This is a genomic window from Saccharothrix stipae (genome assembly GCF_054781895.1).
On the sequence record NZ_BAAGTN010000001.1, the window covers coordinates 424799 to 449361 of the forward strand.

The 24563-nt window shown below is 73.6% G+C and carries 19 protein-coding genes; 13 read left to right on the plus strand and 6 right to left on the minus strand.

Translation table 11 applies throughout. The annotated features are described in order from the left end of the window. The first annotated feature begins 51 nt into the window (after positions 1–51). Genes ACYVLT_RS01850 through ACYVLT_RS01860 form a run of 3 tightly spaced genes read left to right on the plus strand, consistent with a single transcriptional unit; the run spans position 52 to position 4318 of the window. Positions 52–1584 (plus strand): GH39 family glycosyl hydrolase, encoded by a 1533-nt coding sequence (locus ACYVLT_RS01850; protein ID WP_461118290.1) that lies wholly within the window; start codon positions 52–54, stop codon positions 1582–1584. Between the two features lie 2 nt (positions 1585–1586). After that, positions 1587–2279 (plus strand): DUF624 domain-containing protein, encoded by a 693-nt coding sequence (locus ACYVLT_RS01855; protein ID WP_461118291.1) that lies wholly within the window; start codon positions 1587–1589, stop codon positions 2277–2279. Continuing rightward, complete coding sequence (locus tag ACYVLT_RS01860) at positions 2276–4318, plus strand: beta-galactosidase (RefSeq protein ID WP_461118292.1); 2043 nt, start codon at positions 2276–2278, stop codon at positions 4316–4318. The genes ACYVLT_RS01855 and ACYVLT_RS01860 overlap by 4 nt, the downstream gene beginning before the upstream one ends. Here ACYVLT_RS01860 and ACYVLT_RS01865 read toward each other — a convergent pair. Together ACYVLT_RS01865 and ACYVLT_RS01870 are read right to left on the minus strand one after the other, a co-directional pair. Further along, positions 4312–6288 carry an alpha-glucuronidase gene (locus ACYVLT_RS01865; protein WP_461118293.1) on the minus strand — a complete coding sequence of 659 codons (1977 nt, stop codon included), beginning with the start codon at positions 6286–6288 and terminating at the stop codon, positions 4312–4314. The genes ACYVLT_RS01860 and ACYVLT_RS01865 overlap by 7 nt on opposite strands. 153 nt (positions 6289–6441) lie before the next feature. Then, positions 6442–7653: an SGNH/GDSL hydrolase family protein gene (locus tag ACYVLT_RS01870; protein ID WP_461118294.1), complete on the minus strand. Its 1212-nt coding sequence runs from the start codon at positions 7651–7653 to the stop codon at positions 6442–6444. Between the two features lie 194 nt (positions 7654–7847). On the opposite strand from ACYVLT_RS01870, the gene ACYVLT_RS01875 reads away from it, so the two are divergent. The 3 genes from ACYVLT_RS01875 to ACYVLT_RS01885 are packed head-to-tail and all read left to right on the plus strand — an operon-like array spanning position 7848 to position 10874. Next, a complete protein-coding gene (locus ACYVLT_RS01875; RefSeq protein WP_461118295.1) occupies positions 7848–9155 on the plus strand; it encodes an extracellular solute-binding protein in 1308 nt (435 codons plus the stop codon). Positions 9156–9159: 4 nt separating this feature from the next. Further along, positions 9160–10062, plus strand: a complete 903-nt coding sequence (locus ACYVLT_RS01880; protein ID WP_461118296.1) for a carbohydrate ABC transporter permease — start codon at positions 9160–9162, stop codon at positions 10060–10062. Further along, positions 10059–10874 carry a carbohydrate ABC transporter permease gene (locus ACYVLT_RS01885; RefSeq protein ID WP_461118297.1) on the plus strand — a complete coding sequence of 272 codons (816 nt, stop codon included), beginning with the start codon at positions 10059–10061 and terminating at the stop codon, positions 10872–10874. Before ACYVLT_RS01880 ends, ACYVLT_RS01885 begins: the two co-directional genes overlap by 4 nt. Here the strand turns inward: ACYVLT_RS01885 and ACYVLT_RS01890 are convergent. Further along, positions 10855–15228, minus strand: a complete 4374-nt coding sequence (locus ACYVLT_RS01890; protein ID WP_461118298.1) for a cation-translocating P-type ATPase — start codon at positions 15226–15228, stop codon at positions 10855–10857. The two genes, ACYVLT_RS01885 and ACYVLT_RS01890, sit on opposite strands and share 20 nt — an antisense overlap. Positions 15229–15284: 56 nt before the next feature. Continuing rightward, positions 15285–15407 carry a hypothetical protein gene (locus tag ACYVLT_RS01895; RefSeq protein ID WP_461118299.1) on the minus strand — a complete coding sequence of 41 codons (123 nt, stop codon included), beginning with the start codon at positions 15405–15407 and terminating at the stop codon, positions 15285–15287. A gap of 128 nt (positions 15408–15535) precedes the next feature. Between ACYVLT_RS01895 and ACYVLT_RS01900 the strand changes: the two genes are divergently transcribed. The 5 genes from ACYVLT_RS01900 (at position 15536) to ACYVLT_RS01920 (ending at position 20076) form a co-directional block, all read left to right on the plus strand. After that, positions 15536–15958: a hypothetical protein gene (locus tag ACYVLT_RS01900; RefSeq protein WP_461118300.1), complete on the plus strand. Its 423-nt coding sequence runs from the start codon at positions 15536–15538 to the stop codon at positions 15956–15958. Between the two features lie 141 nt (positions 15959–16099). After that, a complete protein-coding gene (locus ACYVLT_RS01905) occupies positions 16100–16663 on the plus strand; it encodes a QsdR family transcriptional regulator (RefSeq protein WP_461118301.1) in 564 nt (187 codons plus the stop codon). A gap of 142 nt (positions 16664–16805) precedes the next feature. Beyond that, positions 16806–18158: an alpha/beta hydrolase domain-containing protein gene (locus ACYVLT_RS01910; protein WP_461118302.1), complete on the plus strand. Its 1353-nt coding sequence runs from the start codon at positions 16806–16808 to the stop codon at positions 18156–18158. Then, positions 18155–19504, plus strand: coding sequence for a hypothetical protein (locus ACYVLT_RS01915; RefSeq protein WP_461118303.1), 1350 nt, complete (start codon positions 18155–18157; stop codon positions 19502–19504). Before ACYVLT_RS01910 ends, ACYVLT_RS01915 begins: the two co-directional genes overlap by 4 nt. A 50-nt stretch (positions 19505–19554) precedes the next feature. Further along, positions 19555–20076 carry a hypothetical protein gene (locus ACYVLT_RS01920; RefSeq protein ID WP_461118304.1) on the plus strand — a complete coding sequence of 174 codons (522 nt, stop codon included), beginning with the start codon at positions 19555–19557 and terminating at the stop codon, positions 20074–20076. On the opposite strand, the gene ACYVLT_RS01925 is transcribed toward ACYVLT_RS01920, so the two are convergent. After that, positions 20060–21364: an amidohydrolase gene (locus ACYVLT_RS01925; RefSeq protein WP_461118305.1), complete on the minus strand. Its 1305-nt coding sequence runs from the start codon at positions 21362–21364 to the stop codon at positions 20060–20062. The two genes, ACYVLT_RS01920 and ACYVLT_RS01925, sit on opposite strands and share 17 nt — an antisense overlap. Positions 21365–21637: 273 nt before the next feature. Here ACYVLT_RS01925 and ACYVLT_RS01930 point away from each other — a divergent pair, with 273 nt between their 5' ends. Both ACYVLT_RS01930 and ACYVLT_RS01935 read left to right on the plus strand, forming a co-directional pair. Beyond that, the gene (locus ACYVLT_RS01930) at positions 21638–22135 is read left to right on the plus strand and encodes a SigE family RNA polymerase sigma factor (protein WP_461118306.1); all 498 of its coding nucleotides are present in this window, start codon (positions 21638–21640) and stop codon (positions 22133–22135) included. Next, positions 22132–22929, plus strand: a complete 798-nt coding sequence (locus ACYVLT_RS01935) for a hypothetical protein (RefSeq protein WP_461118307.1) — start codon at positions 22132–22134, stop codon at positions 22927–22929. The genes ACYVLT_RS01930 and ACYVLT_RS01935 overlap by 4 nt, the downstream gene beginning before the upstream one ends. A gap of 129 nt (positions 22930–23058) precedes the next feature. Here ACYVLT_RS01935 and ACYVLT_RS01940 read toward each other — a convergent pair whose 3' ends face one another. Further along, positions 23059–24267 (minus strand): extracellular catalytic domain type 1 short-chain-length polyhydroxyalkanoate depolymerase, encoded by a 1209-nt coding sequence (locus ACYVLT_RS01940; RefSeq protein ID WP_461118308.1) that lies wholly within the window; start codon positions 24265–24267, stop codon positions 23059–23061. Positions 24268–24563 lie beyond the last annotated feature (296 nt).

Here is a 24563-nt window from a genome sequence, read left to right on the forward strand (position 1 = left end):
GTTCGCGCCCGACGCGACTTGGCGGTGTGGGTGTCCGTGTCTGGAGGGTCCGTGAACCGCGTTACCGTCCCCGGCGAGCCGATCGGCCGCCTCTCCGAGTCCTGGCGGCACTGCGTGGGCACGGGCAGGCTCAACCTGGCGTTGCGCGCGGACTACCAGGAGTCCCTGGCCCTCGTGCAGCGCGACATCGGTTTCCGCTTCATCCGCGGTCACGGGCTGCTGTCCGACGACATGGGCGTGCACCGGCGGTCCGACGACGGGGTGACCCGCTACTCGTTCACCTACGTGGACCAGGTCTTCGACCGGTTCCTGGAGCTGGGCATCCGGCCGTTCGTGGAGCTGGGGTTCATGCCGAGCGCGCTCGCCTCGGGCGACGACACGGTGTTCTGGTGGAAGGGCAACATCACCCCGCCGAAGGACTGGGACGAGTGGGCCGCGCTGGTCCGCGCCGTGGTTCGCCACCTCGTGGACCGCTACGGCGTCGACGAGGTCCGCACCTGGCCGATCGAGGTGTGGAACGAGCCGAACCTGGTGAACTTCTGGAAGGACGCCGACCAGGAGGCGTACTTCCGCCTGTACGAGATCACTGCGCGGACCGTCAAGGACGTCGACGCCGGGCTCCAGGTCGGCGGTCCGGCGATCTCGCCCGGCTCGGACGAGTGGTGGGAGCCGTTCGCCGAGTTCGTCACCCGCCGCGACGTGCCGGTCGACTTCGTCAGCAGGCACGCCTACTCGTCCGGCCCGGCGCAGCCCGTGCCGTTCGGCACCTACCAGACCCTCACCGCGCCCCAGCGGTTGCTGGACCAGTTCGACGCGCCGCGCAAGCACCTCGCGGGCACCGCGCTGGCCGGGCTGCCGGTGCACATCACCGAGTACAACAGCTCCTACCGGCCGGACAACCCGATCCACGACACCGCCTACCACGCCGCCTACCTGGCCCCGGTGCTCACCGGCGGCACGGACCTGGTGGACTCGTACTCCTACTGGACGTTCTGCGACGTCTTCGAGGAGGTCGACGTGCCGACGTCGTTGTTCCACGGCGGTTTCGGCCTGCTCACGCACCGGCAGGTGCCGAAGCCGACCTACCACCTCTACGCGTTCATGGCCCGGATGGGCGCCCACGTGCTGGCGCGCGGCGCGGACCACCTGGTGTGCTCGTCCGACGACGGCCGGGTCACCGTGCTGGCCTGGCAGCCGGTCGGCGGCACCGACGGGCCGGACGCGCCCGGCCGGCACGACGTGCGGCTGTCGGTCCCGATGAGCGGTCCGTGCGCATTCGTCCGCCGTGAGCGGGTCAACGAGCACGACGGCAACGCGTTCGGCGCGTGGCGGGAGCTCGGCCGTCCCCGCTCCCCCGACCCGCGCACGCTCGACGTCCTGCGCGACTGCGCGCGACCGGCCGTGGAACACCGGTCGGAGGCGGTGGTGGACGGGCGGGTCGAGCTGGACCTGGTGCTGGCGCGGCACGAGGTGACGTTCGTCGAGCTGACCCCGGTGCACGCCGAGGAGCACGAAGGGCTGGACGACCGGCGGCTGCTCGGCGCGTCCGACGACCGGCTCGTGGCGCCGCACGAGAGGTCGTGACGGTGTCCGCCGAACGACGGGGTGATCCCGCCGCCGAGATCGGCGCGGGCATCCTGTCGCGCGTCGCGGCCGTCGTGTACTGGTTCATCGTCATCGAGGTCATGCTCGTGCTGACGACGGCGCCAGGGTTCCTCGCGCTGCTGTTCCTCGACCGCAGCGCGGGCAACGCGCCGCTCATCGGGCTGTGCTTCGCCCCCGTGGGCCCGGCGCTGTCGGCCGCCGTCTACGCGTGGCGGGTGTTCCTCCACGACCGCGACCTCTCCCCCGCCCGGCACTTCCGCCGCGGCTACCGGCTCAACTGGCTCGACGTGCTGCGCTGGTGGCTGCCCGCGCTGGCGGTGCTCACGGTGATCGGCTTCAGCCTGGCGAACCTGGACCTGGCCGGTGTGCCCGCCGGGTACGGCCTGGTGCTGGTCGTGGTCGCGGTGGCGGTGCTGGTGTGGTCGACCCAGGCGCTGGTGCTGTCGTCCACGCTCTCGCTGCGCACCCGTGACACCGCGCGCCTGGCGTCCTACTACCTCGCCGCACGGCCGGCGAGCGCGCTCGGCGCGTTGTCGCTGATCATCGCCGCGGGTGGGCTCGTCGTGCTGACCTCGGACTGGGTGCTCGCGCTGCTGGCCTCGCCGTTCACCCTCCTCCTGCTGTGCAACGCCGAACCGGTGCTGCGCGACGCCACCGAGAGGTTCACCGCGTGACCCGGCAGAGCGTGCCCGGGGTGATCGTGCCCGGGGTGATCGGCTACGGCGGCGACTACAACCCCGAGCAGTGGCCTCGTGAGGTCTGGGACGACGACTACGCGGCGTTCGAGCTCGCCGGCATCAACACGGTCACGGTCGGCGTGTTCGCGTGGGCCCACCTCCAACCCGCCGAGGACCGCTACGACTTCACGACGTTGGACGCGATCGTGGAGCGCGCGACGGCCGAGGGGATGCGGATCGTGCCGGCCACGCCCAGCGGCGCGATGCCGCCGTGGCTGGCGCGGAAGTACCCGGACGCGTGCCGGGTCGACTTCGAGGGACGGCGGCACGTCTACGGGCAGCGGCACAACGCCTGCCCGTCCTCGCCCGACTTCCGCCGGCTCTCCGCGGCGCTGGCGGGGCGGCTGGCGCAGCGGTACGGGGGCAACCCGGCGGTCGTGGCGTGGCACGTCGGCAACGAGTACGGCGGTGCCTGCTGGTGCCCGGCGTGCGGCGACGCGTTCCGCGCCTGGCTCCGCCTGTGCTACGGCGACCTCGACCGGCTCAACGCCGCGTGGAACACCACGTTCTGGTCGCACACGTTCACCGACTGGGCGGAGGTCGAGCCGCCGAACGCGCTGTCGGAGCACTGGCGCGGGCCGAACCACACCGCCTTCCAGGGCATCACGCTGGACTACCGGCGGTTCATGTCCGACGCGCTGCTGGACGGGTTCCTGGCGGAGAAGGCCGCCATCCGCGAGCACGCGCCGCACACGCCGGTGACGACGAACATGATGGGCCTCTACCAGCCGATCGACTACCACCGGTGGGCGCCGCACCTGGACTTCGCGTCGTGGGACAACTACCCGCCGGAGGACCGCTCGTCGTCGCGGACGGCCGCGCGGATGGCGTTGGCGCACGGGCTGATGCGCGGGCTGCGCGGCGGTGCGCCGTTCTGGGTCATGGAGCAGACCCCGTCGGTCACCGCGAGCCGGGACGTGAACCCGGTCAAGCGGCCCGGCGTGCTGCGGCTGTGGTCGTGGCAGTCGGTCGCGCACGGCGCGGACGCGGTGCTGTACTTCCAGCTGCGGCAGTCGCGCGGGGCGTGCGAGAAGTACCACGGCGCGGTGCTCGACCACGCGGGCCGCACGGACACGCGGGTGTTCCGGGAGGTCGCCGAGGTCGGCGCGGAGTTCGCCCGGGTCGGTGACGCGCTGCCGGGCGGTCGCACGCCCGCGCGGGTCGCGCTGCTCGTCGACTGGGACAGCTGGTGGGCCGTGGAGATGTCCGACGGGCCCAACCGCAACGTGCGCTACCTGGAGGTGCTGACCGCCTACCACCGGGCGCTGTGGCAGGCGAACGTCCCGCTGGACGTGGTGCCGGTGACCGCCGACCTCTCCGGTTACGACGTGGTCGTCGCGCCGTTGCTGCACATGGTGAAGGGCGACCTGGCCGAACGCGTGGCGGAGCTGGTGGAGCGCGGCGGCACGTTCGTGACCACGGCGTTGTCCGGTCGGGTGGACGAGGACGACAACGCGTTCCTCACCGACGTGCCGGGACCGTTCGCGTCGCTGCTCGGGCTGCGGGTCGAGGAGACCGACGCCCAGCAGCCCGACGTGGTGAACCCGGTGACGCTGTTCGGCGCGGAGCACGAGGCACGGCACGTGTTCGAGGTGGTCGTGCCGGACGACGCGGAGGTGCTCGGCACCTACGGCGCGGACTTCTACGCCGGCACACCCGCCGTGACCCGGGCGGCCAGGGGGCGTGGCGGCGCCTGGTACGTCGCGACGTTGCTCGACGACGCCGGTGTGGCCGCCGTGGTGCGCGCGGCGTTGGCCGAGCACGGGCTGGTCGGGCCCCTCGGCGACGTGCCGGACGTCGAGGTCGCCGAACGCGTCTCACCCGACGGGGCGCGGCACCTGTTCGTGCTCAACCACGGGCCCGCCCGTCGGGTGGCGTGCCCGGTCGACGGGACGAACCTGCTGGACGGGCGGGTGCTGCGGGCCGGTGAGCCGCTGGAGCTGGCGCCGACGGCGGTCCTGGTGATCCGTCAGTAGATCAGCCGGCCGCGGGCGTCGGGCACGCCGGACTTGCGCCGGAAGTACGTGTTCACCTGGTCACGCCACTCGGTCGCGCACCGCAGCTGCTCGGCCAGCAGCTCGGTGACGCGGACGAACACGTCGTCGGGCACACGCCCCTCCAGCGACGCCCACGTCGCCGCCATCCGGCACACCTCCTCGTGGCCGGCGAAGTGCGTGTCGTAGATGTGCTGCACGACCGTCGTCCCCGAGTGCAGGACGTGGCCGTAGGGCACGTGGTGGAAGAACAGCAGCAGCTCGTCCGGGCACGTGTCGGCGGACTCGTAGAGGTCGCGCCACGGCGCCGGGTACTGGCCCGCGTAGCCGGTGCCCGTGGCGCACGTGCGGTCCACGCCGATGCCGTCGCGGTCGGCGAAGTGGTAGGTGCCCCACCGCGAGTACTCGTAGCCGTCGACGCCGGGCCCGTAGTGGTCGCCCGGGTTGACCATGAAACCGACGCCGAGCGGCGCGGTGTAGCGCTCGTAGGTCAGCCACGAGCCGTCCATGACGTCGTGCAACGCCTCGCGCGCGGTCGTCCCCTCGCCGAACGTGAGGCCGATCCACTCGTCCAGCACCGCCTCCGGCGCGAACCGCTCGTCCCACGCGAGCCGTCCGAAGCCGAACAGGTTGGCCTGCGCCAACGGGTGCCCGGTCCAGAACGGGTCGTCGCCGACGTTGGACACCGCCACCACACCGCCGGCGGGCGCGGCGGCACGGCCCGCGGCGACGTCCGCGACCGTCGGCCCGCCCTCGCCCCACGGCCGGAAGGCGAGCATCTCCTGCCACAGCGGGTTGAGGTAGCACACGTGCTTCTGCTGACCGGTGTACTCCTGGGTCACCTGCAACTCGACCGCGAGCGCGGTGCGGGGCATCGCCGCGATCACCGGGGACACCGGCTCGCGCACCTGGAAGTCCACCGGTCCGGCCTTCACCTGGAGCACCACGTTCGGGTCGAACGAGCCGTCCAGCGGGGCGAAGTTGTCGTGCGCGGCACGGGCGCGGTCGGTGGAGCGGTCACGCCAGTCCTGGTGGTGGTCGTAGACGAACGCGCGCCAGAACACCGTGCCGCCGAACGGCGCGAGGGCGCGGGCCAGCGCGTTCGCCCCGTCGGCGTGGTCGCGGCCGTAGGCGAACGGACCGGGTTGGCCTTCCGAGTCGGCCTTGACGACGTACCCGCCGAAGTCGGGGATGGCGGCGTAGACCTCGGCCGTGGTGCGCGCCCACCAGTCCCGGACGGCCGGGTCGAGCGGGTCGGCCGTGGGCAGGCCGCCGAGCGTCATCGGCGCGGCGAAGCTCACCGAGAGGTGCACCCTGATCCCGTGCGGGCGGAACACCTCGGCCAGCCGCACCACGTCCGGCCGCAGGTCGGTCAGCAGCCGGGCTTCGGTGCGGTGCACGTTGACGTTGTTGAGGCCCACCCGGTTGACGCCGATCGAGCCGAGCAGCCGCGCGTAGGCCCGTGCCCGGGACAGGTCGGCGCGCACGGCGCCGTCGGCGTAGAAGATCGAGCCGCCCGCGTACCCGCGTTCGACCTGGCCCATCTGCGGGTGCACGTCGACGTTGTCCCAGTGGTCGAGCATCCGGATCGGCTGCCGGGGCGCGTGCCGTTCCGGCGCCACCTCGCCGGTGAACGCCGACTCGCCCAGGCGCACCACGTGGTGCAGGCCGTAGAGCAGGCCGACCCCGTCGATCGCGCGGACCGAGGTGGTCGTGCCCGTGCGTCCCACCACGAACGCCTCGGGGTCCGCCTCGCCGTCGTCGGGCCCGCACACCAGGTCCAGGTCCACCGGGCCGTCGTCGACCAGCGCGCCGCCGTGCTCGGCCACCGCCGCCCCGACCTCGCCGCGCACCGTGGCGACGACCGGCCCGGCGCCGACGACCCGGATCCGCCGCGAGCCGACCGGCCGGAACGCCGAGGTGGGCAGCCACGCGGGGTGCACGTCGATCATGAACGGGTTCCCTCCGGTCCGGGCGCGGTGACAACCCCAACCTATGTCGGGTTCGCTTTCCGGGCAAGGAAACGAGACGCCCGGGTACGTCCACTTTCGACGGCTGCGGCCACGAAACTTTTGCGTGGCAACACCTCGGTGGTCCGGGCCACCTCACGCGGGCCGGGTGAACAGCTCCACCGGGACGGCGTCGGCGAGCGCCTGGTAGCCGGCCGGGGTCATGTGCAGGTGGTCGCCTTCGTCGTAGGCCGCGCGCAGCCGCCGGGGCTCCAGCGGGTCACGTGCCGCCACGTCGAAGTCGAGCACCGCGTCGAACACCCCGCTGGTGCGGATCCACTCGTTGACCGCCTGCCGTGCGGCGTCGCGGTGCCCGTCCCGGTCGTCGTAGGCCCCGTTGCCGCCCAGCGGCGCGAGCGTGGCCCCGTACACCGCGATGCCGTGCGCGTGGGCGCGCACCACGATCTGCTCGTAGGCCGCGCAGAGGTCTTCCACCACCTGCTTCTGCGCGACCGGCGTGGCGTCCGCGGTGCAGATGTCGTTGATGCCCTCGAACACCACCAGCCACGCCACCCCGGACTGCGCCAGCACGTCGCGGTCCAACCGGGCCAACGCGCTCGGGCCGATACCGTCGCTGAGCACGCGGTTGCCGCCGGTGCCCTGGTTGAGCACGGCCACGTCGGCGGTGGCCGGGTGTGCCCGCAGCCGGGCCGACAGGCGGTTCGGCCAGCGGTCGTTGCCGTTGGTGGTGGAGCCCCGGCCGTCGGTCAGCGAGTCGCCCAGCACCACCGCGGCCGCGGCGGTGGGTGGCGACCACACCTCGATGCCGCCGAGGAAGTACCAGTGGTCGGTGGTCGACGCGCCCGGCAGGTCGTCGGCCTCGACGTGCTCGCCCGCCAGCAGGTGGGAGGTCGTCCGGGAGCCGGGGTGCGAGGTGACGAGTCCGGACGCCTGCCCGTCGGCCAGGAACACGGTCACGGTCAGGTCCGACTCCGGCGCGACCGGGAAGTCGAGCGGGTCCGACACCACCTGCGCCCCGACCGGTACCACGACGGCCGTGCGGCCGTGGAACGTGACGGGGCGGACCGAGCCCGGCTCGACCGCGCCGACCCCGGCCCGGCCGTCGACGGGCAGCGCCACGGACACCGCGGTGATGGGCAGCGCCGCACCGCCGAACGCGTTGGAGAACCGCAGCCGCAGCCGTTCACCGCCGATCGAGACGCGAGCGGTCTGCCGGAGCGTGGCGTCGGCGAGCACCAGGCCGTCGCGGGTGAACGGCGGGGGCGGCAGGTTGTCCGGCTCGGTCGTCTGCGGTGCGCAGACCCAGGTGTGGACCCAGCGGCCGACGGGTGGTGCGCTGCGACTCATGGGTGGGCCGACCTCCCGGGATCGGTGACGTGTGGCGTGACGTGCCGATTCTGGTGCAGTCGGCCGGTCGGGTCTGCGGTGGGTGCCCACCCGGCCGTGCGCCGACCGGGCGACCTTGGTGTGACGGGCGGTCGCGGCGGGAACCGTCCCGGTGACGTCATCGGCGAGGCGACGTCGGGCACGGGGAGGCGGGCATGCGGGGGCTCCTGGTCGCGGTGGCGCTGGCGCTGGTCGTCTCCGGGTGCGGCGGGCTGGGCTCGGGTTCGCCCGACGCGCTGGTCACCATGGGCTTCGGGTTGCCCGACGAGCACGCGACGGCACGCGTGGCGGTGTTCCGCGAGGCCAATCCCGGCGTGGACCTGCGGATCAGCGAGGGCGCGTTCGACGAGCAGCAGTTCCTGTCCGCCGTGGCCGCGGGCGACCCGCCGGACCTGGTCTACGCCGAACGGCGCAAGCTCGGCGGCTACGCGGCCCGAGGTGCGGTGCAGGGCCTGGACGGATGCCTGCGGGAGCACGGCGTCGACCTCGGCCGGTTCCGGGAGGCCGCCCTGCGCCAGGTCACCTACGAGGGCGGGGTGTACGGGCTGCCGGAGTTCTCCAGCGTCCGCCTGATGATCGTCAACAACCCGGTGGTGCGGGCGGCCGGCCTCGACCCCGCCGCACTGTCCACCTCGGACTGGTCGGCGTTGCCCGCGCTGGCGGACCGGCTGGCCAGGGTCGGCGACGGCCGGGTGGAGCGCATCGGCTTCGACCCCAAGGTGCCCGAGTTCCTGCCGCTGTGGGCCAAGGCGAACGGCGCCGAGCTGATCGGCCCGGGCGCCCGGCTGGACGACCCGCGCGTCGTCGAGGCCGTCCGCCACACCACCGACCTGGTGGCCAGGCAGGGCGGCTGGGCGTCGTTCAAGGCCTTCCGCGACACCTTCGACCAGTTCGGCGCGAACAACCAGTACGTGACCGGTCAGCTCGCCGCGATGCCGATGGACTCCTGGTACGTCAACACGCTCGCGACCAACTCGCCCGACGCCGACGTGACGATCGCGCCGTTCACCGACCGCGACGGGCGGGTGTTGACCGAGTCGGGCGGGAACGCGTGGGCGATCCCGAAGGGCGCGCGGCACCCGGAACTGGCCTGCCGCTTCCTGGTCACGGTGAGCGACACGGAGACGTGGGTCAAGGCGGCCACCGCGCGGCGGGACGCGTTGGCGAAGGCCGGGCGGCCCTACGGCGGCACGTTCACCGGCAACCGGGTGGTCGACGAGCGGATCTTCCGCGAGGTGTTCGACCCGAGGGGCAACCGCATCCTCGAACAGGGCGTGCCGGTGGTGCTGTCGTTGCAGGACAAGGCGTTCGCGCTGGCGCCGAGCCCGGCCGCGAGCGAGTTGGTGCGCGCCTGGGAGGGCGCGGTGAACCGCGTGCTGACCGGGCGGCAGGACGCGCGGGAGGCGATGGAGCAGGCGCAGCGCGAGGCGGAACGCGCGCTCAAGCGGGTGGGCGGGAGGTAGGGCCGTGACGGTGAGCGGACGCGAGTCGCGGGCGGGGTGGTTGTTCCTGCTGCCGTGGGTGGTCGGGTTCCTGGCGTTCACCGCCGGACCCATGCTGTTCAGCCTCGGGCTGTCGCTGACCCACTACGACATGCTCAAACCGCCCGCGTTCGTCGGCCTGGAGAACTACCGCGAGGCGTTGGGCGACGAGCGGGTCGGCACGGCGCTGTGGAACACGGTGTTCTTCACCGCGCTGCACGTGCCGTCGCAGATCGTGCTGGCGCTCGGCCTGGCGAGCCTGCTGCGCCGGGCGGGGCGCGGCAGCGGCTTCTTCCGCACCGTGCTGTACCTGCCGGTGATGACGCCGCCGGTGGCGTTGGCGGCCATGTTCCTGTTGCTGCTCAACGGGCAGCACGGCGCGGTGAACGGGTTCCTGGGCTGGTTCGGTTTCCAGGGGCCGAACTGGACCACCGACCCGGACTGGATCAAACCGGGGCTGGTGGTGATGGGCCTGTGGACGGTCGGCAGCACGGCGGTGCTGTACCTGGCGGCGTTGACCAGGGTGCCGGTGGAGCGCTACGAGGCGGCGCGGCTGGACGGCGCGAGCCCGTGGCGGCAGTTCTGGCACGTGACGCTGCCGGGCATCAGCGGGACGGTGTACTTCACCGTCGTGGTGAACACGATCGCGTCGTTGCAGGTGTTCACCGAGGCGTACGCGATGTTCTTCGGCGCGCGGGCCAAGGCGTCGGCCGAGGGTGACGCGGCGCTGTTCTACGTGATCCACCTGTTCCAGGAGGCGTTCGGCTCGCTGCGGATGGGGTACGCGTCGGCGTTGGCGTGGGGCCTGTTCGCGGTGATCGCGGTCATCACCGCCGTGCAGGTGCGGTTGTCGCGCCGGTACGTGCACTACGAGGGTGAGCGGTCGTGAAGCGCGTCGGGGTGTGGGCGGCGCTGCTGGTCGTCACGACGGCGTTCGGCTACCCGTTCTGGTGGCTGGTCAGCGCGTCGTTGAAGGACCGGGCGCACGTGTTCGACAACGCCCTGCTGCCCCGGCCGTTCTCGCCGGGCAACTACGTCGAGGTGTGGCAGGCGGTGCCGCTGCTGACGTGGATCGGCAACAGCGTCGCGGTGGGGTTGGCGGCCGCGGCGGCGGCCACGGTGACGAGCGCGCTGGTGGCGTTCGGCTTCGCGATGTTCCGCTTCCCGGGCCGCGACCTGCTGTTCGGCGTGGTGCTGGCGACCATGATGCTGCCGGGCGCGGTGACGATGGTGCCGGTGTACCTGGAGTGGCACGCGCTGGGCCTGGCCACCACGCAGATCCCGCTGTGGGCGCAGAACCTGTTCGGCTCGGCGTTCTACATCTTCCTGCTGCGCCAGTTCTTCCTGGGCCTGCCGCGCGAGGTGTTCGACGCGGCGAAGGTCGACGGCGCGAGCGCGTGGCGGCTGTTCACCTCGATGGCGCTGCCGCTGGCGAAGCCGGGGCTGGTCGTGGTGTTCGTGTTCGAGCTGAAGGCGGCGTGGACGGACCTGGTCAAGCCGTTGATCTACCTGCGCGAGCCGCAGCTCTACACGTTGCCGCGCGGGTTGAAGGCGGTGCTGGACCGGTTCGGCGAGGGCGGCGAGGAGCAGTGGGAGCTGGTGCTCGCCGCGAGCGCCGTCGCGACCGTGCCGATGGTGCTGCTGTTCCTGGTGGCGCAGCGGCACTTCGTGCGCGGCACCGTCACTCAGCACGTCGAGTGACCAGCGGGTTCAGCACCAGGCCCAAGGCGTTCGCGGCGGTGGCGCTGGACAGGGCGATGCCCCAGCCGATCGGGCCCAGCGGTGTGCAGCCGAAGAACTGGCTGACACCCGGTGTCTGGATCACCGCGCCGAGCGCCGCGGCCGAGCCGAGGCTCGCGGCGAGCACCGAGCGGTCCAGCCCGCCGGTCACCAGGGTCTGACCGAGCTGGGTGCCGACCAGCGCGGCCAGCGCCACGGTGCTCGCGCGGCGGGAGCGGCCGGTGAGGCGGGCGGCCGTCCACGCCGCCGTCGCACCGAGCGTGGTGGTGATCGCGCGGGCGGTGATGTCCTTGGTCAGGGCGCTGCCCAGCGACGAGGTCGGGCCTTCGCGCAGCAGGTCGGGCACGGACTCGCGGGCGGGCCGGCTCAGCGCGATGGCCAGCGCGGGCGCCAGGTCGGTCAGCAGGTTCACCAGCAGGAGCTGCCGCGCGGTCAGCGGCGACCGGCCGGTGATCGCCGAGCCGAGCACGCTGAACGCGATCTCACCGAGGTTGCCGCCGAGCAGGATCGCCAACGCCTCCCGCACCGACGCCCACATGGCGCGGCCCTCGACCAGCGCCGCGATGATCGTCTCCAGCCGGTCGTCGGTGACCACCAGGTCGGCCGCGGCACGGGCGGCCGGCGTGCCGCGCCTGCCCAACGCGATGCCGACGTCGGCGAGCCGGATCGCGGGCGCGTCGTTCGCGCCGTCGCCGGTCATCGCGACCACCCGGCCCAGCCGCTGGTAGGCCTCGATGATCCGCACCTTCTGCGCGGGCGTGCAGCGGGCGATCACGTCCACGGTCGGCAGCAGGGCGTCCAGCTCCTCGTCGCCCAGCTCGTCGAGCCGCGATCCGGTCACCACGGTCATGTCGTCGCCGCCGTTGACCTCCGCGGCGATCGCCTCACCGGTGGCCGGGTGGTCGCCGGTGATCATCACGATCCGCACGCCCGCCTCGCGCAGCTTCGCCGCGGCCGGCGGCGCGCCGTCGCGCACCGGGTCGGCCAGCGCGACGAAACCCAGCAGGGACATGCCGCGCACGTCGTCGTCGGTCACGGTGTCGCCGTCGAACCCGGCGCGTTCGGCGACGGCCAGCACCCGGTGGCCACGACCGGCGAGCCGGCGCACCCGCTCCTCCAGCCGCCGCAGCGCGCCCGGGTCGACGTCGCAGCGCGGCAGCACCGTCTCCGGCGCGCCCTTGACACTCAGCACCCGCCGTCGGCCGACTTGGCCGACGGTCGCGTGGTAGCCGCGGGACGGTTCGAACGGCAACGCCTCCACCAGGGTCCAACCGCGGGCGCCGGTCGTGCGGCCGACCCGGGCCCGCCGGGCGCCCTCCAGCACCGCCCGGTCGGTCTGGTGGGCGAGGTCGCGCGGGTCGTCGGCGGCGGGCGTGGCGCGGACGGCGGCGGCCAGGACGCGGCGCAGCTCGTCGTTGAGCCGGTCGAGGTCGGCGCCGCGGCGGCCGTTGTCGACGCGGCTGACGGTCAGCCTGCCCTCGGTCAGCGTGCCGGTCTTGTCGAAGCACAGCACGTCGACCCGGCCGAGCGCCTCGATGGTGCGGGGGTTGCGCACCAGCGCGCCGTGCTCGGCCAGCCGTCGTGCCGCGGCCAGCTGGGCGGCGTTGACCAGGAACGGGAGCCCTTCGGGCACCGAGGCGACGGCGAGGTTCACCGCCGCGCCCATGCTCTGCCGCAGCGGCACGCCCCGCAGCAGGCCCGCGCCGGTGACCGCCGCCGCCGAACCCAGCGCGACCGGCAGCGTCTTGCGGGTCAGCTCGGTCAGCCGTGCCTCGACACCCGTGGTGGGCGTGTTGCGGCGGGCCGCGGCCATGCTGCGGCCGACCTCCGTGGCGTCGCCGGTCGCGACGACCACGGCCAGCGCCTCGCCGGCCGCGATCGTGGTGCCCTCGTAGAGCATGGACGACCGGTCGGCCAGGTCCGCGGCCACCACCGGCGCCGGGTCCTTGGTCACCGGCAGGGATTCGCCGGTGACCGACGACTCGTCCGCCTCCAGCCCGTCACCCGCGAGCAGGCGGCAGTCGGCGGGCACCACGTCGCCCGCCGCCAGGCGCACCACGTCGCCGCGCACCAGCTCGTCGGCCGTCACCTGGCGGTCGCGGCCGTCGCGGACCACGGTGGCGCGCACCGCCGAGCGGCCGAGCAGGGTGGCCAGCGCCCGGTCCGTGACGACCTGCTGCACGCTGCCGATCAGCGCCGACACGCCCACCACACCGGCCACCAGCGCCGCGTCGACCGGTGAGCCCACCGCCGCCGACACCGCCGCGCCGCCCGCGAGCACGGGTGTCAGCGGGTTGGCCAACTCGGCCAGGAACGCGCTGCCCAGGCTCGTGCCGACGGCCTGCCGCCCGGTGGACGTGCGCTGCCTGCGTCGCGCCTCGGCTTCGGCCAGCCCGTCGCGGCCCGAGCCGAGCCGGTCGAGCACGGTGGCCGCGGGCATCAGGTGCCAGGGCTGGGTGGTGGCCGGCGCGACCGCCGCGGCACGGCTGCCGGGCAACCGCTTCGCCCGCCACACGCCGTCCACGAAGGCGATGGCCGACGCGCCGTCGACCGCACGCGCCGCACCCCGCGCCGGCGCCGGGCCGCGCGTGCTCAACGCGCTGACCGCGCCGATGCCGCTCGCCGCCTGGGCGAGCATGATCCCGTCCCGGTTGACCCGCCGCGCGGCCGGGACCGCCTCCACCAGCAGCACGGCCACGTCGAGGTCCCGGACGACGACGTGCGCGCCCCACGGCGGCGGGCAGCCCTCCCGGTGCACGCCGACGCCGCAGTCCGCCGAACCGAGCGCCCGGCGGTCGTCGGACACGAGCATCACCACGTGCCCGTCGCCCTGGAGCTCGCGCACCGCGCCGACCAGGCCCTTGCCGGACGGGACGCGGCGGTCGGCGAACCGGACCGGCAGGTGGTCGCGGTCGGTGGCGACGACCACGCGCAGCCCGGCCTCCCGTGCCGCCGCCGCGATCGCGTCCACCGCCGGCGGCGTCTCGGCGTCCACCGCGAGCACCGCGTGCAGCCGCCCGCCCTTGGTCAGGCCGAGCACCGCCGCGTGGCCCGCCAACCGGCGTTGTTCGCGCACGCCCTTGCGGCCCTGCGGGGCGAGGCGGTCGATCGGGCCGATGGCCCAGTCGCCGTCCCGGCGCACCGCGGTCGGGTCCTCGGGGTCGAACAGGGCGAACGCCCGCTCGGCGGCTTCGGCCGGCCCGGAATTCGCCTGCCCGGTGTCCGGGAGCGGCACGAGGTCGCCGAGCACGGAGCGGCCCGAACCGAGTGCGGTCTCGTCCAGCACGAGGACGTCCACCGCGTCGAGGCGGCGCAGCGCCGAGCGCTCCATCACCAGCGCCTTCCTGGTGGCCAGCACGTGACCCAGCTGCGCGGCGAACGCGGCCTGGCCGACCGTCGGCGCCTTCGGCAGGCTCGCCACGCCCAGTGCGGCGGCCCGGCGCGGCCCGGTGAACCCGATCGCGGCGACCACCGCCGCCGCACCCGCCGCCAACGCCTGCCGCGCGTAGCGGTCGACCGGGCCTTCGGGCAGCGGGCGCGGCCGTTCCACCACGATCGGCTCGGCCTCGGCGTCGTCCGGGCCGTGGATCAGGTCGGCCTCGGCCGCGCACCACGCCTGTTCGTGCGACCGCACCTCGCGCCACTGCTGCACGCGCTGGGCGATGTCGAGCAACGTGCCCTCGCTGCGCGAGGCCAGTCCTTGCACGAGGGCGGCGGCCACCGACGTGGCGGTGTCGGCGCGTTCCCGCCCCTGCAACCGACCGGCGGCCAGTTCGCGCAGCCTCGGGTGCAGGTCGACCGCGGCGACCAAGGCGCCCAGTTCACCGGGTATCGGCGCCCACGGCGCGATCTTCGTGAGGGCGGCCAGCGCGAGGCCGGCGGCGTCGGCGGCGAGGGTCGGCAGCAGTCTGGTGCCCTTGAGGCCGTCCGCCGGGTGGTGCAGTTCGTCCTCGACCAGGCGCTCGTCCTCGGTGGCGGGTTCGGACTCCGCCCGGCGCACCAGCGCGACCAGGTCCTTCGTGGGTGGAGCGGGGTCTTCGACGGCGACGATCACCCGGGCGGACGGCGCGTTGACGCGGGCCCAGAGCACCCCCGGGTGGCTTTCCAGGGAGCGTTCGATCCGGGTGGCCACCTGCCTGCCCCGCGGGCCGTGCACGCCGTGGGCCTCGATGTGCAGCCGTCCCGGGCAGGACCACACCTTGCGGCGGTCGCGGCGCAGCACGGCGGTCTGCTCCAGCGGTGCAAGGGCCAGTCCGACCAGCCCTTTGGCGATGCCGCCTGCGGCGCGCACGGGGTCGATGCCGAGGAGTTCCACCGTGCCTGTCTTCCCGATCGAGTCGCGACCTATGCGTCACGATCGGGCGGTAGGGCTCAGTCGTCGAAGACCAGCTCGGCCCACACCGCGGTGAAGTCCGCCCGGTCAAGCACGAGTTCGAGCACGCAGGGCGGTGAACCGTGCCGCCGGGCGTGGCCGGCCGTCCGAGCGCGCCGCACTCGACCCCCGGACGTAGCCGACCGGTGCCCGAACGTCACCGAATGCCCGGGTCTGACCTCGAAAAACGAGAGGTTGATAACATCGCGTCACGGCCACCGCGCGCCGTCCGCTCGACAAGGATGGCACCGTGACCAAGGCACAGAGAATCGCAGCGGCGTGGGCAAGCCTGCCCGCACCGGAGTTGACAGACCAGGTCCGCCTCCTGGTCAAGGCCCGAGACGCCGCCGCGCGCGCCGTCTGGTCCGCCGTGCGTGAGGACAACGTCATCGCCGCCCGCGTCCGCGGCGCGTTGGCGGGCCTGAAGGCCGAGTACCGCGGTCACCGCGACGAGGCCATGTGGTTGATGTGGATCGGTCAGGTCCAGCAGCAGCTGGCCGTGCAGGCCACCGCCGCGCCGGTGGTGGAGACCGTGGTGGTCGAGGACGTCGCGGTCGAGCTGGAGCCGGTCGTCGTCGAGGAGTGGGCGCCCCGACCGGAGTCGACGTCACCGCGTCCGGCCGGCGACGCGCCGCCCGTGCTGTTCCAGGAACCGGCCTCGTCCGCGAAGTAAACCTCGACCACGGGCTCGCAGCGTCCCGGCGAGGACGAGTGACCTGGCGCACACACCGGTACGGCTCTCGCGGAGGGACGGGGTCGGCGCGATGATGCGGGGGTGGCCGGACGGGCGCGCCGGCGGGAGCGAGGGCGAGCGGTGGGTTCGGCCCGGCGGGTCGTGAGCCAGGACCAGGTGCTGCGCGGCGCCTGCCGGTTCTTCCTTCGGCACGGCCGGGTGGACATGGACGCGTTGGCGACGAGCCTCGCCATCAGCCGGGCCACGCTGTACCGGGTCGTGCACAGCCGGGACGGGCTGCTCGGCGACGTGCTGTGGGTGCTGGCCGACCGGTCGTTGGCCCGTGCGCGGCAGGAGCGCACGAACGGCGGGGTCGAGGGCGTGCTGGAGGTGACGCGGCGGTTCGTCGCGGAGCTGCGCGCGGCCGGGCCGTTCCGGGCGTTCCTGCGCGGTGAGCCGGAGACGGCGGTGCGGGTGCTGTTCAACGCGTCCGGTGGGGTGCACCGGCGGGCGGTGTCGGCGCAGAAGGAGATCCTGCTCGAAGTCGACGGCGGGCCGTGGTCGACCGCCGCCTTGGACCAGGTGGCTTTCCTGTACGTGCGGATCGTGGAGTCGGCGCTCTACGCGGAACTCCTCACCGGCGCACCGCTGGACCCCGACCTGGCCGAGACGGCCGCCCGAACGGTCCTGCTCCAGCACCGCTGAGGCTCCGGGTCCACCGACCGCCGCGACCCGGCAGCCCTGCTGCGACAGCGGTCTCACGATCGGGCCGCGTGCTGGTGCGCGCCGTGCGCGGCCGGCTACGGTCGGCGATGATCCCCCATCCCCCATCGCTGTGGGAGCCGGTATGTCCCCTTCCCCCTGGCGTCGCCTCGGTCTGGCCGCGGCCGTGCTCGGTCTGCTCCTCCCGATGTCCGCGCCCGCCTCCGCCGCACCCGCCGCTCCGGTGCCGCGCGTGGTCGGCCCGCTGCCCGGGACCGTGCCGGGCGACCGGTTGGCCGACCGGATCGAGGACACCTACCCGTTCTTCGCCACGCCCGACGACCTCGCCGCCGCCGGCTACGTCGAAGAGGAGTTCCACCTCTCCGGCACGGCCGACGGCTTCGCCCCCGACGGCACGAAGGTCGCCACCGGCGTGCCGTACACGACCCGGGTCGTCGTGCGCCGCCCCGCGCACGCCCGGGAGTTCACCGGCACGACGCTGGTCGAGTGGCAGAACGTCACCGCCGGGTACGACCTGGACGCCCTGTGGAACGCCGAGTCCGTCGTCCGCGCCGGTCACGCGTGGGTCGGCGTGTCCGCGCAGCGGGTGGGGGTCGACCAGCTCAAGACCTGGAGCCCGGCCAGGTACGGCACCCTGGACGTGACCGGCGGCGGCCGGTTCACCGCCGACGAGCTGTCCTACGACGTGTTCACCCAGGCGGGCCGCGCGATCGCCTCGGGTGCGGTCACGGGCGGACTGCGGGCCAGGACGTTGCTGGCCATCGGCGCGTCCCAGTCCGCCGCCCGGATGACCGTGCTGTACGACCGCGTCCTGCCGCAGCAACAGCCCGTGTTCGACGGTTACGGCTTCATCGTCGGCACCGCGCCGACCCGGGTCGGCGCGGAACCCGTCTTCCAGGTGCTGTCGGAGACCGACGTGCGGACCGCTCAGCGCCCGGCCGACACCGACCGGTTCCGCCGCTGGGAGGTCGCGGGCGCCGCGCACTCCGGCCACGAGGGCCAGGTCTACCGGGCGCCGATCTCCGAACGCGACCTCGGCGGCGCGCCCCGGTACGACTGCGACCGGCCGCCGTTCAGCCGGATCCCGATGCACCACGTCACCGCCGCGTCCTACGACCACCTGCGCCGGTGGGTCGAGCGCGGCACACCGCCGCCGACCGCCCGACCGCTGGAGTTCGAGGCCGACGGCATCACCAAGAAGCGCGACGGGCTGGGACTCGCCCTGGGCGGCATCCGGCTGTCACAGGTCGCCGCACCGCGGGCGTTGAACACCGGCGACAACTCCGGCGAGACGTTCTGCCGGCTGTTCGGCACGCACGTGCCGTTCGACGCGGCGACGTTGGCCCGCCTCTACCCGCAACGCGGCGACTACGTGCAGCGGGTGGTCACCACCGACGTGGCCAACGTGCACGCCGGCTACCTGCTGCCCGCCGACGCGCGGCAGAACCTGGCGGACGCCGTCGGAGGCACGCGATGAGGATCCCCCTGGTGGCGTTGATCGCCGCCCTGGTGTCGACCGCCGCCGCGGCGCCCGCCCGCGCCGACGTGCCCACCCCGGTCGTCTTCGTGCACGGCCAGCAGGGCTCGGCACAGCAGTGGCAGTCCAACGCCAAGCGGTTCTCCGGCAACGGCTACCCCGACGCCTCGCTGCACGCCTACGAGTACGACACCAGCATCCCGACCAACGACCACGCCATCGCCGGCCTGGAAGCCTTCATCTCCACCGTGAAGGCCCGAACCGGCGCGTCCCGAGTGGACGTCATCGCCCACTCGCGCGGCACGACGGTCATGCACGCCTACCTGGCCGCACCCGACCGCGCCGCGTCGGTCCGCAAGTACGTCAACGTCGACGGGCGGTCCAGCGCCGCGCCACCCGGCGGCGTGCCGACGCTCGCGCTGTGGGGCGGCCTGCAACCCAACGGCTCCATCACCGGCGCGACCAACGTCTACCTCACCACGTTGGGCCACACCGAAACCACCACGTCCGCCGACGGGTTCGCGCACATGCACCGGTTCCTGCGCGGCCGGCCCGCGTGGACCACCCGCGTGGTGCCCGAGCCGCCCGCCCTGGTCCGGATCGCGGGTCGGGCGACGTACTACCCGCAGAACGCGGGCGTCGAGGGCGTGGTGCAGGTCTGGGAGCTCGACAGCCGCACCGGCGCGCGGGTCGGCGGACCCAGGCACAGCGTCCGGACCGGCGCGGACGGCGCGTTCGGCCCGCTGCCCGTCAACGGTCGCGCGCACTACGAGCTGGTGGTGCTGCGCGACGGTCAGCTGCCCCACCACTCCTACTTCGAGCCGTTCGAGCGCGGCGACCGCTTCGTGCGGTTGCCGGTGTCGCGCCCGGGCGGGATCACCGACAACGTCGACCGGTGCCCGACCCACACCGCGCTCACGGTCGTCCGCAACCGCGAGTGGTGGTCGGACCAACCCGACGGCGACCGGCTGGAGCTCAACGGCGTCGACGTCCTCGCACCGGCCGTCTCGCCGAAGTCGCGCCAGGTGCTGGCCGCGTTCGCGTTCGACGACCACTGCGACCTGACGTCCACGCCGGGTGTCGTGCTGCCGCCGTTCGCCACGCTGCCGTTCCTGACCGCGGTCGACAGCTACCTGCCCGCCCGGGCCGACGCGGCCGGCACGATCCGCGTCACCCAGACCGCGCGCGGCACGGGCGGTCGGACGCGCACGATCGCGGTGCCGAACTGGCCGTCGGACGCGCACGCGGTGACCGTGCAGTTCAAGGACTACCTCGACAGTGGAACCGGGGCCTGCGCGGAACGTCCCCCTGAGCGGACGAGGGGGGTTCGATGCTCGAACGCGTGACGCGTCGGTGGTCTCCGTGGTGGACCGTGATCGCGGCGGCCGTACCGGTAATGCTCACGCTGTGGTCGCACGTGCCGCCCGGCGGCTACTTCACCACGTCCGTCTTCGCGCTGCTGTGCTGGGTCGCGGTGGGGTTCGTGTGGTTGTGCACGGGCGCGGCCGCGGTGGTGGTGCTGCCACCACCGCGGCTGCGCCACCTCGCCGGGCTGTGGCCGTACCTGGTGGTGCCCGCGTTGGTGGTGACGACGGAGGTGGTGGTCGACACCGGCGTGGTACCGCGCGCCGCGTTCGCCGCGCACCGGTCGGGGCTCGAAGCCGTGCTCGCGGACGTGGAGGCGGCCCCGGACCGGTCGGTGGGGGACCGTCGGGTCGGGTTGTTCACGGTCTCGTGGGCGAACGTCGAGGGGGCCGGCGGGTGCACCGTGCTCAAGGTCGCCGACGCGGGCTTCCTCGACGCGACGGGATTCGCCCACTGCCCGGACCGGGCGCCGGTGGACGTCGTCGCGGGCGGCGAGGGCTACACGTTCGAACCGATCGACGGCCCCTGGTACGAGTTCACGGCGCGCTGGTGAGGGTCGGGGCGGGCGAGGTCAGCGCGCTGAGCGCCACCTGCGCCATCGTGCGCACCCCCACCGGCAACGCGCGTTCGTCGACGTGGAACGTCGGCTGGTGGATGTCGCCCTGGGGTCCCTCGCCCGACCAGACGCCCAGGCGCGCGTACGAGCCGGGCACGTGCCGCAGGTACCAGCCGAAGTCCTCGCCGCCGCTGGACTGGCTGGTCGACGTGAGGGCCTGCGGCCCGAGCGCGGTGGTGATCGCGGCCTGGAGCACGGCGGTGCTGTCCGGGTCGTTGTCGACCACCGGCACGGCCTGGACGTGGTCGAGTTCGAACCGCACGCCCGTCGGTCCCAGCAACGAGCCGACGATCTCCTCCACCAGCGCGGGCAACTGGCCGTTGACCACCGGGTCACCGGTGCGCAGGGTGCCGCGCAGGACGCCTTCGCGGGGCGTGCCCTGCGGCGTGTCCGGCGCGTCCATCAGGCCCCACGCCAGCACCGTCCCGGAGCGGGGGTCGACCCGGCGGGCCAGCATCGCGGGCAGCCCGGTCGCCACCACGCCGAGCGCGTGCACCACGTCGGCGCTGAGCTCGTTGCGCCTGCCCGCACCGGACCCCGTCACGCGCAGTTCGAGCATGTCGCACGCCGACGTGACGGGTCCGACCCTGGTCCCGATCCGGCCGACGAGCACCTTCGGGTCGCAGTGCAGGCCGTAGACCCGCTCCACGCCCTGGACCCCGCCCGCCTCGATCACGTCGTGCGCGCCGCCCGGCTCCTCCTCCGCGGGCTGGAACAGCAGCCGCACCCGGCCGGGCAGTTCCGGCGCGGAGGCCAGCGCCGCCGCCGCGCCGAGCAGGATCGCGGTGTGCACGTCGTGGCCGCACGCGTGGGAGACGCCGGGCACGCGGGACGCGAACGGCTCGCCGGTGCCCTCGGCCACGGTCAGCGCGTCGATGTCGGCGCGCAGGGCGACCCCGCGCGGCCCGCTGCCCACCTCGCAGATCACGCCCGTCCCGGAGGGCAGCACGCGTGGCCGCAGGCCGAGCGAGCCCAGGATCTCCACGATCATCGCCGTGGTGCGGAACTCCTGGCGCATCGGCTCGGGGTTCGCGTGCAGGGTGCGGCGCCACGACATCACCAGCGTGAGGTTCGCGGCCAGCCACTCGTCGAGCCACCGCGGCCCGCGGCCGGCGCCGACGTCGGCCACCGGCACCAGGTCCTCGGCGGCCGAGCCGAGCGGGACCTCGGGGGCCTCCGCGGAGCCGGTCGACGGCGGCAGCAGGTTGCTCGCGACAAACGTCATGGTGGCTCGCCATTCGTGCCAGGGGTCAGATCGCCTCGGGGTGCGACACGTCGCACGTGTCAGGCCCTCATAATCACCCACCGTACGTGCAAGATCCACTGCAGGGTGTGGTTATCGCCCGTTCGGTGGATTCACCCGAACCGCACGGGGATGCTCGCCGGACGTGCCGGGACGGTCGGATGGGGACTTTTTCCCGACGGCGTGCAACAGATCGGCCGGGTTCCCCGTTGAGGGGCGTGATCACAAGCCAAGTGGCCGATCGGGAGAGAGCCGATGGAGTTCGGTGAGTACGTGGTCGGGCAGCGACCGGCGCTGATGCGGTTCGCCACGGTGCTGACCTGCCGGACCTGGCTGGCCGAGGACATCGTCAGCGACGTGCTCGGCCGCGCCTTCGAGCGGTGGGACCGGATCTCGGTGATGGCCGAGCCGCACGCCTACGTCCGGCGGATGGTCGTCAACGAGTACCTGTCCTGGCGACGGCGGCTGGCCCGCACGTCGCCCCGGGCCGAGGTCGAGCCGGACGTGGCGCGGATCGGCGACGGCGCCGACGAGCGGGCGAGCCGGGACGCGATGATCCGCCGCCTGGCGCGGCTGCCCCGGCGGCAGCGCGCGGCGGTGGTCCTGCGCTACTACGCCGGGCTGCCCGACGCCGAGATCGCCGCCGAGCTGGGCTGCCGGGTGACGACGGTGCGCAGCCAGATCTCCCGGGCGCTGGCGACCCTCCGCGTCGACCTGACCGCCAATCCCCACACCTACCAGGAGACGAGATGACCGACCTGCGCACGCTCCACGACGCGTTCGACGAGCTGGAACGGCGCGCGGACGCGGCCACCGCCGGCCTGCCGCCCGGCATCGCGCCGGGCACGCGTGCCGACGCGTCCCGATCGCGCACCCGACTGGTGCCGATCGCCCTCGCGGCGGCCGTGGTGGCCGGTGTGGCGACCGGCGCGGTGCTGCTCGTGCCCGGCGACGACCCGGTCACGCGGACCGCCCAGCCCGGCGCGTCCTCGACCGCGCCGCCCGTCACCACCACGTCCACGCCGCCGCCTCCCGCCCACGAGAACCCCGAGGTGCTGGCGGAGCGGTTCCGGGCCGTGCTGGGCGACCTGGCGACGTTCGTCGTGACCGAGACCGGCCCCGGCGCGTCGGTGATGACCCTGCCCGAAGGCCCGCCCACCGGTGCGCCGACCGACCTCGGGCCCAAGCCGACCACGCAGGTCGGCGCGGCGATCGTCGGCACGCTCACCGCGACCGGTGTGACCGGCGGGTTCGACCTGCTGATGTACCCGGGCAGGGTCGGCGACAAGGCGCAGTGCGACCTGCCCGAGGAGCCCGGCTGCACCGTGCGCGACCTGCCCGACGGCTCGTCCCTGGCCACGAGCCAGGTCGCGCTGGAGGGCTCCGGCGTCACCAACCAGGTCAAGCTCATCCGCCCCGACGGCCTGGTGTTCGGCATGCACGTGAGCAACCGGCAGTCGCCGAAGGGCAGCGGCGCCCTGCTCGGCGCCCAGCCGCCGCTGACCGTCGAGCAGTTGGTGCGGATCGCCACCTCCGACCGCTGGTGACGATCGCGACGACGCCCCTCGCGGCGTCGTCGCGATCGTGGCGCGGTGGTGGGATCGCGGCACGGATAGGTCGCGATCCCACCACCCCGATCGGGCCCGAGGTCGCACCCGCTGTCCCGACGGGGGCGGTCAGATCGCCGAGCAGTCGGCCTTGTCCGTCCACTCCGCACCGCACCGGTAGAGCGGGAAGGACGTGTTGTAGCCGTAGCGCGCGCCCAGGGTGTTGTACTCGCCGACGTCGACACGCTGGGCCACGTAGTGGTCCGTGGCGGTGCCGGTGACCGTCTCGGTGTAGGGCGGCCGAGGGGTCGTCGTGGTGGGGTTGCCGCCACTGGTCGTGGTCGGGGTGGTGCCGCCGCCGTCGAGGCCCCAGAAGCGGGCCAGGTGGTAGGCGGTGCAGATGTCGACGTCGAGCATGTACGCGGCCGTGCCGCCGCACTGGGTGGTCCCGGTGCCGGGGTCGACGGGTTGGCCGTGGTTCATGCCGGTGATCGAGTAGTGCTCGACCGTGCCGCCGTAGACCCGGTGCGGGTGACCGGCGACCGTGTCGCTCACGTCGGGGACCTGGTCGGTGCCGTTGACGTTGGTCCACTGCTCGACCAACTCGGTGCCGTTGAGCGGCCGGACCGTGGTGTCGGCGGAACCGTGCCAGATGGACACCTTCGGCCGCGGACCGGAGTGGGGGAACGCCGCGCGGACCTTGTCGCCCCACTGGGCGGGCGTGAGGTTCGTGCCGGGGTTCATGCAGCCGAACGCGGCGGCCACCGTGGTGGCGCACTGGTAGGGCAGCCCGGCGACCACACCGCCGCCGGAGAACACGTCCGGGTAGGTGGCGAGCATGACGGCGGCCATCGCGCCACCCGCGGACAACCCGCTGACGTAGGCGGACGTGCCGCCGTGGTCCGTTTTGGCCTTGTCCACCATCTGCTTGATGGACAGGGCCTCGCCGGAGCCGCGGCGGGTGTCCCCCGGCTCGAACCAGTTGAAGCAGGAGTTGGCGTTGTTCTGGGACTTCTGCTGCGGCACCACCACGGTGAACCGCCAGCGGTCGGCGAGCTGGAACCACCCGGTGCTCGGGCCGTACCCGGTGGCGTTCTGCGTGCAGCCGTGCAGGGCGACCACAACCGGGCGACCGGCGGGCAACCCGTCGGGGACGTAGCGGAACATCTGCAGGTTGCCCGGGTTCGACCCGAACCCGGTGACCTCCCGCAGGGTCGCCGCGGCGGCCGGGGGCGGCGAGGAGACCAGGTGGATCGCGGCGATCACCACCACGGCCAGCACGGCGACGAGTGTCGCGGCGGGACCGCGCACGGTCCGGGCAGAGCGACGATCCGACATGCGCATCCTCCACGTTGAGTGATGGCGGTCACGTGCGATACGCCGACGCTAAGAGCCCGGGCGACCCTTCGTCGCTGGTGGACCGCCCCACTCTTGCCGCCGCGCCCGTGTGTGATGCCGCCACACCTCGTGGAGGGGCACCCGTCCGGTCGGTTCAGCCGCCGATCACCCCGGCCCGCTCCGCCTGGTGACACCTGACCTGCGTTCGCCGGCGGCAGAGTCCGATACTTTCGTAAGCCGCAGAAGGTAGTGCGATCAGTCCTACCTACGGCTCTACCTGCATTCATGCGTCTCTA

Coding starts and splice junctions, on each gene's coding strand:
- ACYVLT_RS01865 (WP_461118293.1), bottom strand. CDS start 6,288: ATGATCGACGTGCACCCCGCGTGGCTGCCCACCTCGGCGTTCCGGCCG.
- ACYVLT_RS01870 (WP_461118294.1), bottom strand. CDS start 7,653: ATGAGTCGCAGCGCACCACCCGTCGGCCGCTGGGTCCACACCTGGGTC.
- ACYVLT_RS01875 (WP_461118295.1), top strand. CDS start 7,848: ATGCGGGGGCTCCTGGTCGCGGTGGCGCTGGCGCTGGTCGTCTCCGGG.
- ACYVLT_RS01910 (WP_461118302.1), top strand. CDS start 16,806: ATGTCCCCTTCCCCCTGGCGTCGCCTCGGTCTGGCCGCGGCCGTGCTC.
- ACYVLT_RS01915 (WP_461118303.1), top strand. CDS start 18,155: ATGAGGATCCCCCTGGTGGCGTTGATCGCCGCCCTGGTGTCGACCGCC.
- ACYVLT_RS01920 (WP_461118304.1), top strand. CDS start 19,555: ATGCTCACGCTGTGGTCGCACGTGCCGCCCGGCGGCTACTTCACCACG.
- ACYVLT_RS01925 (WP_461118305.1), bottom strand. CDS start 21,364: ATGACGTTTGTCGCGAGCAACCTGCTGCCGCCGTCGACCGGCTCCGCG.
- ACYVLT_RS01930 (WP_461118306.1), top strand. CDS start 21,638: ATGGAGTTCGGTGAGTACGTGGTCGGGCAGCGACCGGCGCTGATGCGG.
- ACYVLT_RS01935 (WP_461118307.1), top strand. CDS start 22,132: ATGACCGACCTGCGCACGCTCCACGACGCGTTCGACGAGCTGGAACGG.
- ACYVLT_RS01940 (WP_461118308.1), bottom strand. CDS start 24,267: ATGTCGGATCGTCGCTCTGCCCGGACCGTGCGCGGTCCCGCCGCGACA.